This is a genomic window from Leptolyngbya sp. Cla-17 (assembly GCF_016807185.1).
Lineage (GTDB): Bacteria > Cyanobacteriota > Cyanobacteriia > Leptolyngbyales > Leptolyngbyaceae > ULC077BIN1.
The window spans coordinates 130,201-144,781 of sequence record NZ_JAEVYN010000002.1; the positions used below are offsets into that span (position 1 = coordinate 130,201).

Consider the following 14,581-nt stretch of genomic DNA (forward strand, 5'->3'; position numbering starts at 1 on the left):
TTTAACATACCTGTTGGATGCTCTATGATTCTAAATCGCGCGAAATAACCAAAGCGATGCTTGTAAAGCAGCAATAAATACCTCTCGGCTCCATCACATTTCTGTTTTTTGCTGAGCGAGAAGATCCGCTGCCAAACTTAGAGCATCTGCGGCGGTGGAAAGCGAACCTTCGGCTTTTGCTAACTGAATTGCTGCTAGTAGCTGACCAATGAGTGGACCAGGTGGTAACTTGAGGGCAGTCATCAGGTCTTGTCCAGTCAAAACAGGAATGCTATGAGCGACGGGATCGCTTGGATCAAGAAATCGTTCTATTAAGGGCGAGATCGCTTCTATTGTCAGCCCTTGAGCGATCGCCAACACGGCGATCGCCGGAAATGTTGTTCCTACTCCTTGAAAAAAGAAGTATTGCTCTCGCCGCGACAGGTTTAGTCGCGAAGCTAGGGTAGTTACGGCTTGGTTTGTTTCAACTGAGTTTGCAGGATAAAGCTGCGGCAAAAATTTGAGTACTGTACTAATTGCTTGAATCTCAGTGCGGCTATATTTCAATTGGCGCAACTGAGTCTCGGCCTCTGCTGTTTTAGCCGATAGCAAACATGCCAACTTGGCAGCAATTAACCAGTTACGTGCCGAACCGGATGCTTTGAACGGAGAACTCTCTGTTGGCAAGTGTCCGCTGGATACAAGCCGAACTTGACCATAAAGCTCTCTAGCAAACTCTGGCAATATTTCTTGCAGCAAAACCGTGACGCGATCGATTTCAGCAACACACTTTAAACTTTGAGCCGTCGCATTGGGGAGCCAATCTTGCAACAAACCGTCTTGCCATGCTTGGGTTAGCCAAGGTGTGCCTTTTGCAGTACTGAGTAAATAATTTAATTCCGACTGTACCCGTTCCGCTGCAATTCGTCGCAGTAAAGGCGCAAACTGTTTCACAGCGGCACGGGTTTCAGCTTCTAGACTAAACCCTAGTTGGGCAGCTTGGCGATAAGCCCGCAACAATCGCAGGGGATCTTCTTCTAGGTTTTCTGCCGACACCATTCGCAGCGATCGCTGTTGCAGGTCGCCGTAGCCTTGTAAGGGATCGACAAACCGATCAAGCCGAGGATCATAGGCGATCGCGTTCACCGTAAAATCTCGTCGCCTCAGATCTTCTTCTAGGGTTGCGCCAACCTGCTGAGCAAAGTCAGCGGTGCCTTGAGGGAACACAACCCGCGCAATCTGTCGTTCTGCATCCAACAGCACAAATCCTGCTTTGTAGTGACGGGCGATCGCTTGGGCCGTTTCAACGACGCGATCGGTCAGCACAAAATCCAGATCTAAATAATCGCTGCGTCTGCCCAACAGTGCATCCCGCACACTGCCTCCAACCAGGTAAGCAGACGCAGGCAACCACTCCAATCCAAAAGGCCAGCTTTGGGGAGAAAGGGCTAAAAAATTAATCGAGGCAGTTGCTTGAAGATCCAATCCCTGACTCAGCGTTAAAGGTTCTAAATCCAACAATAGTCTGATCCTAACGATGCTACTTGTGAAATGCACGGCATTTGCAGACCGTTCCGGCAAAATTTTGGAAATTAGACGGACTGCAATTGTCGTAAAAATCTATGGCTAGAGTGATCAAGAATCACGTCGCCTGAGCTACATTAGCAGAAAAGCATCTCGGTTCTTCGAGTCGCTGAACCGCAGACACGGAGGTTTTTAACGATGTGTGTTTGTATTAATTGTCACTACGTCGATCGCTGCACGACCTACCATGCGGTTGAGGGGCAGCATCAACAGCCGCATCTCACCGAAAATCCCACGTTTGAGGCGACTCAACCGACGATCAACGTAAACATCCGCAATGATGGCGAAATGATCGAAATGGAATGGGATGTAGTAGGCTGCGAAAGTTTTACCGCCGATATGGGTAAATGGTCACGACTGCGCCCCGGCGAATTGGTGCCAACTTAAAAGCGGTTTACTAATTCATCCAAGCGGATTTGGGGAAGTTACTAAATGGAAGAGAACTGATAGGGTCATTCTTGACTTGTCTGACCAATTCGCTGCTCTAAATTTTTCTCCCATTCAGGATCGCTTGGATTAATGGTGATCATGCGTCCTGAAGCCTTCGAGCTATCAACGGGTAGTGTATCAAAGTCAAAAGTTGCAGAATCACGCGATGTAGTAATGATTAGAGCCACGAGGCAGTTACATCGTAGCTTTCCCAAAAACTGATACCAGCCAGAACTTGGGTTGCAGAAGCGTAGCGTTTACTTGTGGCATCGCGTAGCATTTTGTTCAGTACCGATGCCAACGATCCACTGACTAGTTGAGGCAAATACTCTTGCCAAACCCATTGCCCTTCGTGGCTGTTATACAAATCAAACGGGGACATGCCAGTCAGCAAATGAATACAAGTTGCCCCCAAGCTATAAATATCACTGGCAAATACTGCCTTACCGCGAGCCTGTTCTGGCGATACATATTCTGCGCTCCCAATCACGGTGCCAGTTTGGGCGAGTGCGGTTCCGGTCGTTTGTTTGGCAGCGCCCAAATCTACAAGAAACAGGCTTTGGTCGCTCTGACGACGAATGATATTAGCTGGTTTAATATCGCGGTGAATAATGTGGCAGTCGTGAATGAACTGAACCACAGGCAGGAGTTCTTCAAGCAATTGCCGAATTTTAAGTTCACTGAAAGCCCCGTCCTCGGTTAATTCCTGCGCCAAGTCGCGTCCATCAATAAATTCTTGAATCAGATACTGGTAGCCATCCTGTCTACAATAGCCGAACAAATCGGGAATGTTGGGGTGCTTACCCACTTCTCTCAACCGCAGAACTTCTTCCTTAAATAAGTCGGAAGCTTTTTCTGTATTAGTCAGATTTTCTGATTGCGGTAGAAATTGTTTGATCACACAGCGGGGCTTTAGCGGTTGCGCTTCATCCACGGCTAAGAGGGTGCGACCAAAACCGCCTCGCCCAATCGCTTGGATGGCTCGATAGCGATTTTTCAGACGTAAAGCAAAACCACAGGTTTGACAAATATCCGAGTGGCTGAGATTTTCTGGAGTTGAGCAAATTGGGTTTAGACAGTAGCTCATAACGTAGGGGCTATTGAGTGTTGCTGAATCATGTAAGCGATTCAGACGGTGGAGATTACAAGATACAAATGTAACCAGTGATATTTCTGGTTTGTTTTACAAATTTAACCTTTACTTTGTCAAGTAACTGGGTGCTGTCCATAGAAGGGGAGGACTTCTGACCATTTGGGGGCGCAATCCGTGGTTACAGCTAGCTTGGGCGATTTCTGAAATGCTAGTGAGGAATTGACCTAGACTTTTTTCAGCGACTTTAGCCGCCAGCTGGCGATTGAGATGTTGAGAAAATCGCTAATTTCCGACCAGTGCTTAAGCTAAACACCGACACACCTTTAACGACAAATGCTTCGTATCCCTCTTGAATCACTTTCGGAAAAGCAAATTTAATCAAAAATGCTGAAGCTTCTATACGGCTTGAGTCTTAGCATACGCAGCTTATTTCCGATATTTCAAAACATTTGACAATGAAGCGTATATACCAGACAGCAGTCGGTGAAAGACTTTCAGCGTTTTGCCTGGATTTTACTTTAACTAGAGTGACATATGAGGGGTATAGCTATTGCCAGGACAATTAGGACATAGACTGAGAGGCATTCCCCCCTATAGGAAAGTGAGTGCATCTATGGCAAAAGCGTACAGTTACGACTTGCGGCAAAAGGTGATCAATGCCATCCAATTAGACGGCATGAAGCAGAGTGAAGCCGCCCAAGTGTTTCAACTCAGTCGCAACACGATCAATTTATGGCTGAAGCGACAGAAAGAAACCGGAGACTACCAAGCCAAAACAACTCGTCCGCACCGAACGAGCAGCAAAATCACCGATTGGGACAAGTTTGCCAAATTTGTCAAGCAGCATGGGGGCAAAACCCAAGCGCAAATGGTCGAGTTGTGGCAAGAGCAGATCAGTGTTCGCACGATTTCCAGGGCGTTACACAAACTCGGCTTGAGTCGGAAAAAAAAAGACGTATGGCTACCTTGAACGCGATGAGCACAAACGAGCGGAGTTTCTAGAGCAGTTATAGCGCTACGCATGAATGTTGGAACACTGATTGAACGCAGCATCGACACACTCACGAAAGCTATCAAACTCATCCCACCGTTGCCTCATCCAATTCTTAAGCACAAACCACCAATGCTCAATCTGATTGAAGTCAGGAGAGTAGGCAGGCAGATACCAAAGCTCACAGTCAGCCGCTGCTACCCTGTCCTCAATGCTTTGAGAATGGTGAAAACTAGCATTATCGATGACGATGACATCTCCTGGCTGCAGTTGCGGTAATAGACACTCCTCTAACCACACCTCAAACAAATCCCGGTTACACGAGCCGATAAACGTCAGCGGTGCAAAAAGCTTCCCCTGTTTAAGTGCCGCAATCCAACTGACTCTCTCGGTGCGTTTGCCCGACTTGAGGGCATGAAAGCGGTGTCCAATCTCGCAGTAGCCATAGGGATACTCGTCTCGATTATCAACGCCTGCTTCGTCGACATAAACCATCTGAGCCGCTGTCTTGGTCTTCAATCGCGCTTGAAACTCTTGGCGCTTAAGCTCATCTCGCTCTTGATACCCGTACGTCTTTTTTTTCGACTGATTCCCAGCTTTTGCAACGCATCACTGATGTTTTGTTGCGTCACACCCTCTCCCCATAAAGTTGCCATTTGCCCTTGGGTCTTGCCGCCATGCTCTTGCACAAACTCCCTAAACCGTTGCCAATCGGTGATTTTATGTCTACACCCCTGCTGATAGTTGCGTATGGCTCCACACTTCCCGGTTTGGGCTTCTCGTTTGAGCCACTGGTCTAAGGTATTGCGGCTGATATTTAACATCCGGCTGACTTCGGTTTTACGGTCTCCTCGTTTGACTGCTGCAATTGCTTTCTGACGAAGGTCGTCACTGTAGGGGGCTGGCATAAAAGGTCATTGATATTCTTTGCAATCTTAACTATACGTCCTCATAAGATTTCGTAGTGCTATAGCCAGAGTGTCTTTGTCCGACCGAGTGTACATCGATGAATCGGGAATGGATGAGCGAGAGGATTATGGGTATGGTTGGTGTGAACCCGGTGTGCGATTTGAAGCACTCAAGTCAGGGCGACGGGGTCAACGAATCAATATGATTGCGGCTTACTGTGAGCTCGAGTTGAGTGCTCCCTTTACCGTGAACGGCTCTTGTAATCGAGTCGTGTTTGAAATCTGGCTAGAAACCTGTTTACTGCCAACACTAAAGCCTGGGAAGGTTTTGATTCTCGATAACGCGACGTTTCATCATGGTGGTCGCGTTGCTCAATTGGTTGAGTCTGCGGGGTGTCGGTTGTTATATTTACCCGCTTATTCTCCAGATTTCAATCGGATTGAAAAGTGTTGGGCTTGGCTCAAAAGTCGCATTCGCAACAGCTTGTCTAGCTTTAGTTCCTTACGCCAAGCAATGGAGTCGGTTCTAAGAGATGCCGTGTCCTAACACTGTTGTCTGTAGCTATACATCATCTGCTAGAATCACTAACCCATTGATGTCCATGCGCTTGCTGCTATTGAGATCGCCAATCTCAGGCAGATTATTGCAGGCGATCTATGGTGCGGTATTGAATCGCTTCAGCAATGTGGTGAGTGTGGAGAGCGTCATCTCCAGCCAAATCAGCAATAGTGCGACCAACTTTGAGGATGCGATCACTGGCTCTGACCGATAGACCTAACTTGCGAATTGCCGCTTCCAGCAAAGTTTTAGTGGCATCATCTAGCACACACCATTCTCGTAAATTGCGCGCTTGCATTTCGGCATTGCATCGCAAAGAGGTGCCTTGAAAGCGCTGTTGTGCTTGCGATCGCGCTGCTTCCACCCGCGATCTCACGGTGGCGGAGTCTTCCCCGGTTGGCTGTTGAGTGATCTCCTCTGGCTTGAGGCGATTCACACCGACCTGCAAATCAATTCGATCCATCAGTGGACCCGATAGCCGCGCCCAATATTGCTCACGCGATCGCGGTGTGCAGGTGCAAGGCTGAATCGTATCGCCATAAAACCCACAGGGACACGGATTTGTGCTGGCAACTAAGGTAAACTGGGCTGGAAAAGAGACCGATTGGCGGGTTCTGGAAATATTGACTTGTCCATCCTCCAAAGGCTGGCGCAAAAACTCCAGCACATCGCGTTTAAATTCAGTCAGCTCATCCAGGAACAGCACACCTCTGTGTGCCAAAGAAATTTCTCCGGGTCGTGGAAAGCTACCGCCGCCTACCAGAGCAGGTCCAGATGCCGAATGATGCGGACTGCGGAAAGGGCGCGTAGTCACTAGAGACCCCTTATTTTTTAGGAGTCCGGCAACGGAATGAATTTGCGTAACTTCTAAGGCTTCTTCGAAGCTTAAGGGTGGCAGAATGGAAGGCAAACGTCGCGCCAGCATGGTTTTGCCGCTGCCGGGTGGTCCTACAAACACAAGGTTGTGCCCTCCTGCCGCCGCAATTTCTAAGGCGCGACGAGCATGAGCTTGTCCCTTCACGTCATGCAAATCGGCACCACAAAAGCGATCGCGCTCCAGTTCTGCCAAACCATCGACTTCAGCCGCCAGATAGCGATCGGGTGTGTTGAGAAAATCACCAATTTCCGACAAGTGCTTGAAGCCAAACACCGACACGCCTTTCACTACGGCGGCTTCCCGCACATTATCTGCTGGAATCACCAAGCCTTTGATGCCCATACGTTTAGCTGCCGCGGCGATCGCCAAAATTCCGCTCACGGGACGGAGGCTACCATCCAAAGACAATTCGCCTGCGAATAAATAGTCATCCAGTAAGGTCGTTTTCACCTGCTCTGCCGCTGCTAAAATTCCAACGCTAATCGGCAAATCAAAGCTAGGACCTTCCTTTCGCAGATCAGCCGGAGTCAAGTTCACCACAATCTTTCGCATTGGAAAGGCAAACCCAGCATTTTTGACTGCCGTTCGCACGCGCTCTTTCGATTCTTGTACGGCTGCATCGGGTAAGCCAACTACAACAATTCCTGGCAGTCCCCCAGCAATATCAACCTCAACTCCCACTTTGACGGCATCAATACCAACTAGCGACGCACTCCAAACCCTTGCAAGCATGACAGTCCTGACTATTGCCAATAACCCACAGAGTTCCCACAATTAGCAGTGAGTGAACGCAGCCCTTGAAACGCAGCCCTTGAAACGCAGCTATTGAAACACAGCCGCCTTACTGCCAATCCGAACGCGTGTTGGATTCATGGGTTAATGAAAGGCAGCAATAGCATGGGGTAGCCGCTCACAGCCTAAAGCTCTTATCCACGTTTTGGAGCACAGCCCGTATCTTGAGTTTTGAGGATGGGTGACCAGCACGATATAATCCACTGAAACGACAGGGTTGCAGGTTTTTCTAACATTAATAAAAGCAGATTCTTGAATAGTTATTCTTAGCCTAATTTGCGCCTGTTTGCCTGATCGTCTTTTTTTAGCTCTCAAAGTGATGGCTTTCATGCAAAGTGAATTTGGTGTTACTAAACAGGACGCAGACGCTATTTTTGGCGGTGATATTTCTAGCGACCAATTGAAAGATTTGAATCAGTGTTTGACTCGCTACCAAATCAACACGGCTGCTAGAATGCGGCACTTTTTAAGTCAAATTGCTCATGAGTCGGGTGGGCTGCGCTGGTTACAAGAGCTAGGGGATGGCAGCTATTTAGAAGGACGCGATGATCTAGGCAATATATACCCTGGCGACGGTCCTAAGTTTAAGGGTGCGGGAGTGATTCAGTTAACTGGACGCTGCAATTACGAAGCATTTTCTCAATTGATTGCTGATCTACGGGTGATGGAAGGCTGTGAGTATGTTGCTCAGCATTACCCATTTACCAGTGCTGGTTTTTGGTGGGATAAAAACAATATGAATGCACTCTGTGATGCAGGTGCAACTGTCGAGCAAGTCACTAAGCGTGTAAATGGTGGTACTAACGGGTTAGAAGACCGCCAGCACTATTATGACAAGGCTTGTCAGGTCATTCAGTAGGCGCTAAGTCATTTGTGGGCATAGATGGATAAAGAGTTGTCAGTTGCTTCAGGCAAGGTCTTTGCTGTGAGTTGGCTGGCTTTGACAGAAGTCTCCCAGACGATAGAATTTCAGCTATAGCTGTCGCCGGGTGTGTTAGGACAGATTGGTGATGAACATCAACACCCGTGAGCTTTGTGAATTGACCCTTGTCCTAAGTCTTCCGTCCGTTGCTATAACAGGTTGAGTTTTGAGGAGAGAGCATGAGCAGTGAAACGACTGAGACGATTTTTAGCAAGATTATTCGTAAGGAAATTCCAGCGGACATCGTGTATGAGGATAATCTGGCGATCGCGTTTCGGGATGTCAACCCGCAAGCGCCCGTCCATATTTTGGTGATTCCTAAAGAGCCGATCGCTCAACTTTCCGATGCCGAATCTAAGGATCATGCCTTGATGGGACATTTACTACTGACCGTGAAGCGGGTCGCCGAACAGGAAGGACTAGCCAATGGCTATCGGGTGGTGATTAACAATGGCGATGATGGCGGACAAACAGTTCACCACTTGCATCTGCACATTTTGGGTGGACGGCAAATGGCGTGGCCACCGGGGTAAGATGCGGAGGGCGGAGAGGAGGAGTGGGGAAATAAAGGAGTAAACGAGTGAAGGAGTGAGGCAGGGCTTATTCAAGGTCAAGAGAGAAAACTTGAAGTCCGATTGCTTCATTCGTCATGTATAAAAGTTCTATTAATTTCGTCATGTATAAAAACTCTATTAATAAAGAACGAGGATACGAGCTTCTATAATTTCTCTGACAATAATCAAATAATCTTGCCATCATCCCCCAGTCCCTGCTACGAAAGCCCTTTGGTCTACTCCCAAATTTGGGAGTAGGGGGATCTAGAGTCAAAGTCCCTCTCCCGAATTTGAGAGAGGGTTTTAGGGCAAAGGCAAGAGGTCTATTTGTGCGTCTTTGTGCACAAACCCTATAGGCTCTCGCAAACGACTTAGAATCATTGCCATGATGTTGCAGAAATCTGATGACAAGCGCTGAGTTTGATGCCATTTTTGAGGAGCTGACCCCACGCCAACGCAAGGTGTTGCAGGGGTTTTTAACGGGAGCAACGGATGAAGCGATTGCCACAACATTGACGGTGGAGACGGCGACGATTCGGCGGCACCTAGCCAATATTTGCAAAGATTTTGGGCTTCACAACACCTGTGGCGAGCACTACTCGTATCGTGAAGACTTGCGATCGCTCTTTGAGCTACACCACCCGGAACTGGTCAAACCGGGAATTGGCTATGAGGCACGATCTCTAGAATTTCCAGGGAGTCCTCTGGCTGCCGATTCGACCTGCTACCTTAATCGCCAGCCGATTGAAGATACCTGCATTCGTGAACTCCATAAACCGGGTGCGCTGATTCGGATTCGTGCTCCGCAGCGAATGGGCAAAACCTCTCTGCTTAACCGCTTGCTCGCCAGTGCCCAAGCCGCAAACTTGCGCGCGATTCGGATCGATTTGCGCCAAGCTGGAGCATCATTCCTCACCGATTTAGATACCTTTTTGCACTGGTTTTGTATGGTTGTCAGCCACAAGCTTGGAGTGCCCTTGCAGCTAGAGGAACTGTGGGACTGCGATCGCCTCGGCAGTATGGTTAGTTGCACCGCCTATTTTCAGGCATATTTGCTAGAAGTCATCGCCAGTAGTGGTTTGCTATTGGGCTTAGATGAAGTGGATTGGTTATTTCAGTTTCCCACCGTGGCGCAGGGCTTTTTTTCCTTGTTGCGTAGTTGGCATGAGGAAGCCAAAAATCTGGAGATTTGGCAGACTCTGCGGCTGGTGGTGGTGCATTCCACCGAAGTCTACATTCCGCTAAACATCCACCAATCGCCGTTTAATGTAGGTTTGCCGATCCGCCTCTCCGAGTGGACACTAGAGCAGGTGCAGCAGTTGGTGCAGCGCTATGGTGTCGTCAGTCTGAATAGCCGCGATCTCCTATCCTTGGTGCAGTTGGTCGGTGGGCATCCCTACTTGATTCAATTGGCTCTGTATCACCTACAAACCGGGATGATTCTGCCAGATTTACTCGCCACTGCTGCCACCCAAACCGGTATTTACAGCAGCTATCTGCGCCAATTGTTTCATACGATTCATCCCTATCCCGAATTAGCTGCCGCTCTGCAACAGGCGATCGCGGCTGGCACGGCAGGAACCCCACTCAAACCCACCCTCGCCTACCGCCTCGAAAGTCTCGGACTGATCACCCTACAAGGAAATACTGCGGCTCTGCGCTGTGACCTCTATCGCCGCTATTTCCAAGCCTTTTCATCTTCTGTTTAATCCCCCCTCTTAATCCCCATCAACATTTGGATACGTTCTATGACAACACTTGATTCCTCCAATTACGAGTACCAAGTGGGTGGCAGCCTCAGCATCCATGCGTCTAGCTATATCCATCGCCAAGCCGATCTCGACCTATACGCCGCCCTCCAAGCTGGACACTTTTGCTATGTGTTCAATTCGCGGCAAATGGGCAAATCCAGCTTGCGAGTGCAAACCATGCATCGCCTCAAACAAGCTGGAGTGGCTTGTATCGCCATTGATATGACCCGCATCGGCAGCGAACACCTAACCCCACAGCAATGGTACGAACAGGTAATTTCAGAATTGTGGCGGGCTGCCAGTTTACCCGGTAAAGTCAATTTGAAAACCTGGCTGCAAGACCATCCAGAACTGTCACTGGTGCCGCTTTTAGCCCAATTTATTGAAGACATTTTACTGCCCCAATTTTCTCACTCTCAAATCATCATTTTCATCGACGAAATTGATACCGTGCTCAGCATTCGCTTCCCCATCAATGACTTTTTTGCCTTTATCCGCGCCTGCTACAACCAACGGGTGGATCATCCCCAATATCAACGGCTGACCTTTTGCTTACTCGGTGTCGCCACACCCGCAGACTTGATGCAGGATAAAACCCGGACTCCCTTTAACATTGGTCAGGCGATCGCCTTGCATGGCTTCACACCTCCAGAATCGGCATCCCTTGCTCAAGGACTGATCGGCAGCGTCCCCAATCCTGAGCAAACCTTGCAAGAAATCCTCTACTGGACGGGTGGACAGCCCTTTTTGACTCAGAAACTCTGTCAGATGGTCGTAGCAAACGGCACTAAACCTCAAAACACAAACCCCAAATCCCACATCGCTGACTTGGTGTCTGCTCACCTGATCACCGCTTGGGAGTACTATGATGAGCCAGAGCATTTGCGGACAATCCGCGATCGCCTCCTGCGTGACGAAAAATCTGCCAGTCAACTCCTGGGACTCTATGCCGAGATTCTAAACCAAGGTGACATTCCCGTGGATGAGGGCGACGGGCAAATGGAACTGCGCCTGACAGGTTTAGTGGTGAAACAGGGCGATCGCTTGCAGGTGTATAACCCCATTTATGCCGCAGTCTTCAACGCGGCATGGGTGCAAAAAAACCTTTACAGTTTGCGTCCCTACGCCGATAGCTTTCGGGCATGGACGGAATCGGATTGCCGAGATGAATCTCGCTTGCTGCGCGGACAGGCGCTAGAAGAAGCCCTAACCTGGGCATCTACTCGCAACTTGAGCAATCTGGATGTGGAGTTTTTGCGAGAAAGCCAAGCCGTTGAAAACCGAGAAACGAAGCAAGCTAACGCCATTCTTGCCATAGCTAACCGCACAGCAAAACAGCGATTGCAAATTGGCACGGTGGGTTTAGGATTGGCTCTGGCAGCAGCAGCGGGGATTGGGATCTGGTCCAATCAGACGATTCACTCTGCCAGAATCATGACACGCCTGGAACAGAATAGCCGCAATGCAGTGGATCGTTTTAACACTGATCAAACGGATGCCCTCATCCGCGCCCTACGCAATGCCTCCAATCTGAAACAATTTGCCAAGCAGGAAAGGACTCAAAAATATCCAACTTCTAGTCCGATTTTGGCACTCCAAAAGATCGTCGATACCATTCAACTAAGAGACATTTCTTCTCGATCAATGCCACAATTGCTATCCAATTCCAAAGGCTATCGAGTCTTCAGCTTACGTGGAGATCAGCACGAAAACCAAATCCTCGAAATGTTCGATTTTGCCAGTGGTGCAAAGCTGGCAAGTATTCACACAGGCGAGTTCTTATCATGGGCGCTCAGCCCAGATGATCAGTGGATTGCGACAATCGGTGGGGACTGCACAACCCGTCTGTGGAATCTACAGAATCAACCTGTTATGACCTTTAAAGGACATCAAGGGCACCTTCGGGGCGTTCAATTTAGCCCTGATGGCAGTTCTCTTGTGACTTTGGAACTTGGCGATATTGGGCTAGAACAACCCAGTTCAGAAAAATGTAGAAGTCAGGGCAATAGTCAAGTCGCAAGGCTAATTGATCGACAAGGCAAACAACATGCTGAGTTCAAATATCTGGTCAACGAAAATGATGCGATTCAGTTTAATCCAACGGGCGATCGCCTATTAACCCTTGAATCCCAAGCCAATAACAGTCAAATCCAACTCTGGACTCTACAGGGGAAATCGATCCTGAGACTGAAGCCGACACAAAAAGATGGAACGTTTACGACGACCCGATTTAGCCCCAATGGTAAATGGATTGCAGCAGTTGAAATGAAAGAGGAGATTGCTAGGCTGCGCCTGTGGGATCTGCAAGGCAAAGAACTCGCGAATTTTCCCACCTTTCAGAAAGGATTATCACGCTTCAGTCGAGCGAAAAGCATCCAGTTCAGCCCGAATGGACAACTGATGGCAACGGGCAGTACGGATGGTAGGGTGCGTTTGTGGAACTCCCAGGGAAAACTGATTCGAACGTTCAAAGCCTATGCTGGGACGATTAACAATCTCGCTTTTAGCCCCAATGGAACGCAACTTGCCATTGCTGGGCAACTCGCCTCTGACAACATTAGCAGCAATATTGGTGCTCACATTTGGGATTTGCAAGGCAACCGATTACAGCCAATTCGGACTCAAGATGGCAGATTTAGCCCCGATGGGACGAAGATTGTAGGTGAAAGATCGATTGAATATCTTCATAATCCGCATGGGAAGCCTTTAGGTCAAGATCGAGGACAAATCCAAGCTTTGCAATTCAGCCCGACCGGACAACATCTCCTTGCTTATACTGAAGCTAGTGGCAAGGTGCAGGTGTGGGATCGACAGGGCAACCGTATCGCTGAGATCAATCCTGGCTTTTCATCGAGTGTTCAGTATGATGTTCCGGTTCGCTTTAATGCCAAGGGAGATCGTATCCTCACGCTAGTTCTCCCAGAGCATAATTATCACAATCACTACGGAGTGCGCGTTTGGAATTTGCAGGGCAAGCAGGTTGCTTTTCTAGAACGGGCTGAGTGGCCTAAACCTCAGAAACTACCCAGCGACTACTGGGTGTCTCGTTACATTGCTCCACCCAAAAAATCTCTCACTTCAAAACAACTAGAAAACTTCTATCAAACCTCTATCCCATCCGTGCGGATTTGGCAGCTAGATGGCAAACCCATCGCCACTTTTAATCCCTATACAAGAACTCTAGGAGAGGATAGAACTCCGACTCAAGAATCTGAATTAATTTGGATTAGCCCACGGGGTAACTATATTCTAACCTCGGGTTTATATGGATCTACTTTATGGACCAACCAAGGGCAAAAGATTGCCTACTACAAAGACTTGCACTTCCTGTGGAACGACATGTTCTCTCCACCTCCAAGAGCTGTCTACTTTAGCCAGGATGAACAGCGGTTGATTATTATCCATCGCGACCCAAGAGATAGTAACAAGTGGTCATTTAGCCAACAAGATTTGCAAGGCAACCCAATTGGCACAGAGATTTCGCTAAAACAGTTTGTCCCCAACCCAGAAGATTGCTTGGTTTCGGAATGCATGGGGACTGATGGAGCGATGCAGTACAATCCTCAAACTAACTATTTCTGGCAAGAAGGTAATCCGGCAGTGTTCTGGAATTTCGATGGTCAACCTGTTGCTACGGTTGGATCATCCAATCACCACCCTCTCTCGAAGATATCTGAGTCGGTGCAGTTTAGCGATCGCGGCGATCGCATTGCAACGTCGGATAAGGACGGAAAAGTCGGAGTCTGGGATAATTACGGGAACCAACTGGGTGAATATGAAGGCTACGCCATGGCGCTGAGTCCTGATGGCAAGCAGATTGTGGTGGCTCAAACCGACAATATTCCCCGGATCTGGCGAGTCGATGATTTAGATGGGGTAATTCAACGCGGCTGCGATTGGCTGCTGGAGAAGATCGACATGTGTTCAATCAAACCAAAGTAGGGGATGTTCTAGCCCTTTTCGGCGGTTCTAAATTCAGGTATGAATTCCTAAATTTGCCCTCACCCTAGCCCTCTCCTAACGGGCGAAGGGACAAGAGTTCTAGCTTCCTTTCCCGTGGGGAGTAGATCGAAGGGCGTGCTAACAGGATTGGGGATGTAGCTCGCTTCCCAAAGAGGAGGATACGAGCTTCTATAATTCTC

At 48.6% G+C, this 14,581-nt stretch carries 10 protein-coding genes and 2 pseudogenes; 7 read left to right on the forward strand and 5 right to left on the reverse strand.

Going from position 1 to position 14,581, the window contains the following annotated elements:
* Positions 1-93: 93 nt before the first annotated feature.
* On the reverse strand, positions 94-1,497 hold the full coding sequence (locus JOY44_RS11800) for a CCA tRNA nucleotidyltransferase (RefSeq protein WP_242541774.1): 1,404 nt from the start codon (positions 1,495-1,497) through the stop codon (positions 94-96).
* 204 nt (positions 1,498-1,701) lie between these two features.
* Between JOY44_RS11800 and JOY44_RS11805 the strand changes: the two genes are divergently transcribed.
* On the forward strand, positions 1,702-1,950 hold the full coding sequence (locus JOY44_RS11805; protein WP_171573962.1) for a Ycf34 family protein: 249 nt from the start codon (positions 1,702-1,704) through the stop codon (positions 1,948-1,950).
* Positions 1,951-2,015: 65 nt separating this feature from the next.
* Here the strand turns inward: JOY44_RS11805 and JOY44_RS11810 are convergent, their stop codons facing one another.
* Together JOY44_RS11810 and JOY44_RS11815 are read right to left on the reverse strand one after the other, a co-directional pair.
* Positions 2,016-2,180: a hypothetical protein gene (locus tag JOY44_RS11810; RefSeq protein WP_171573853.1), complete on the reverse strand. Its 165-nt coding sequence runs from the start codon at positions 2,178-2,180 to the stop codon at positions 2,016-2,018.
* The gene (locus tag JOY44_RS11815; RefSeq protein ID WP_171573963.1) at positions 2,171-3,079 is read right to left on the reverse strand and encodes a serine/threonine-protein kinase; all 909 of its coding nucleotides are present in this window, start codon (positions 3,077-3,079) and stop codon (positions 2,171-2,173) included. The genes JOY44_RS11810 and JOY44_RS11815 overlap by 10 nt, the downstream gene beginning before the upstream one ends.
* A gap of 619 nt (positions 3,080-3,698) precedes the next feature.
* Here JOY44_RS11815 and JOY44_RS11820 point away from each other — a divergent pair.
* A pseudogene (locus JOY44_RS11820) lies at positions 3,699-4,095 on the forward strand (IS630 transposase-related protein); the annotation flags it as partial.
* Between the two features lie 5 nt (positions 4,096-4,100).
* Here the strand turns inward: JOY44_RS11820 and JOY44_RS11825 are convergent.
* Positions 4,101-4,984, reverse strand: a protein-coding gene (locus tag JOY44_RS11825) for an IS630 family transposase (RefSeq protein ID WP_197985220.1) whose coding sequence is annotated in 2 segments (ribosomal slippage) — positions 4,101-4,655 and positions 4,658-4,984 — 882 coding nt in all. Because the reading frame shifts where the segments join, the coding sequence is not laid out codon by codon here.
* Positions 4,985-5,072: 88 nt separating this feature from the next.
* Between JOY44_RS11825 and JOY44_RS11830 the strand changes: the two are divergent.
* A pseudogene (locus JOY44_RS11830) lies at positions 5,073-5,531 on the forward strand (IS630 family transposase); the annotation flags it as partial.
* A gap of 94 nt (positions 5,532-5,625) precedes the next feature.
* On the opposite strand, the gene JOY44_RS11835 reads toward JOY44_RS11830, so the two are convergent.
* Complete coding sequence (locus tag JOY44_RS11835; protein WP_171573965.1) at positions 5,626-7,152, reverse strand: YifB family Mg chelatase-like AAA ATPase; 1,527 nt, start codon at positions 7,150-7,152, stop codon at positions 5,626-5,628.
* Positions 7,153-7,540: 388 nt separating this feature from the next.
* Between JOY44_RS11835 and JOY44_RS11840 the strand changes: the two genes are divergently transcribed.
* The 4 genes from JOY44_RS11840 to JOY44_RS11855 all read left to right on the forward strand — a co-directional run bounded on the left by JOY44_RS11840 (position 7,541) and on the right by JOY44_RS11855 (position 14,381).
* Positions 7,541-8,071, forward strand: a complete 531-nt coding sequence (locus tag JOY44_RS11840) for a glycoside hydrolase family 19 protein (protein ID WP_171573967.1) — start codon at positions 7,541-7,543, stop codon at positions 8,069-8,071.
* A gap of 242 nt (positions 8,072-8,313) precedes the next feature.
* Positions 8,314-8,667 (forward strand): histidine triad nucleotide-binding protein, encoded by a 354-nt coding sequence (locus JOY44_RS11845; protein ID WP_171573968.1) that lies wholly within the window; start codon positions 8,314-8,316, stop codon positions 8,665-8,667.
* 425 nt (positions 8,668-9,092) lie between these two features.
* Entirely contained in the window at positions 9,093-10,397 is a 1,305-nt protein-coding gene (locus JOY44_RS11850) for an AAA-like domain-containing protein (RefSeq protein ID WP_171573969.1), read from the forward strand.
* 39 nt (positions 10,398-10,436) lie between these two features.
* On the forward strand, positions 10,437-14,381 hold the full coding sequence (locus JOY44_RS11855) for an AAA-like domain-containing protein (protein ID WP_171573970.1): 3,945 nt from the start codon (positions 10,437-10,439) through the stop codon (positions 14,379-14,381).
* Positions 14,382-14,581 lie beyond the last annotated feature (200 nt).

Bases quoted from the DNA above. Each gene is read 5' to 3' on its own strand.
- JOY44_RS11805 (WP_171573962.1), top strand. From the start codon at position 1,702: ATGTGTGTTTGTATTAATTGTCACTACGTCGATCGCTGCACGACCTAC.
- JOY44_RS11815 (WP_171573963.1), bottom strand. From the start codon at position 3,079: ATGAGCTACTGTCTAAACCCAATTTGCTCAACTCCAGAAAATCTCAGC.
- JOY44_RS11835 (WP_171573965.1), bottom strand. From the start codon at position 7,152: ATGCTTGCAAGGGTTTGGAGTGCGTCGCTAGTTGGTATTGATGCCGTC.
- JOY44_RS11840 (WP_171573967.1), top strand. From the start codon at position 7,541: ATGCAAAGTGAATTTGGTGTTACTAAACAGGACGCAGACGCTATTTTT.
- JOY44_RS11845 (WP_171573968.1), top strand. From the start codon at position 8,314: ATGAGCAGTGAAACGACTGAGACGATTTTTAGCAAGATTATTCGTAAG.
- JOY44_RS11850 (WP_171573969.1), top strand. From the start codon at position 9,093: ATGACAAGCGCTGAGTTTGATGCCATTTTTGAGGAGCTGACCCCACGC.
- JOY44_RS11855 (WP_171573970.1), top strand. From the start codon at position 10,437: ATGACAACACTTGATTCCTCCAATTACGAGTACCAAGTGGGTGGCAGC.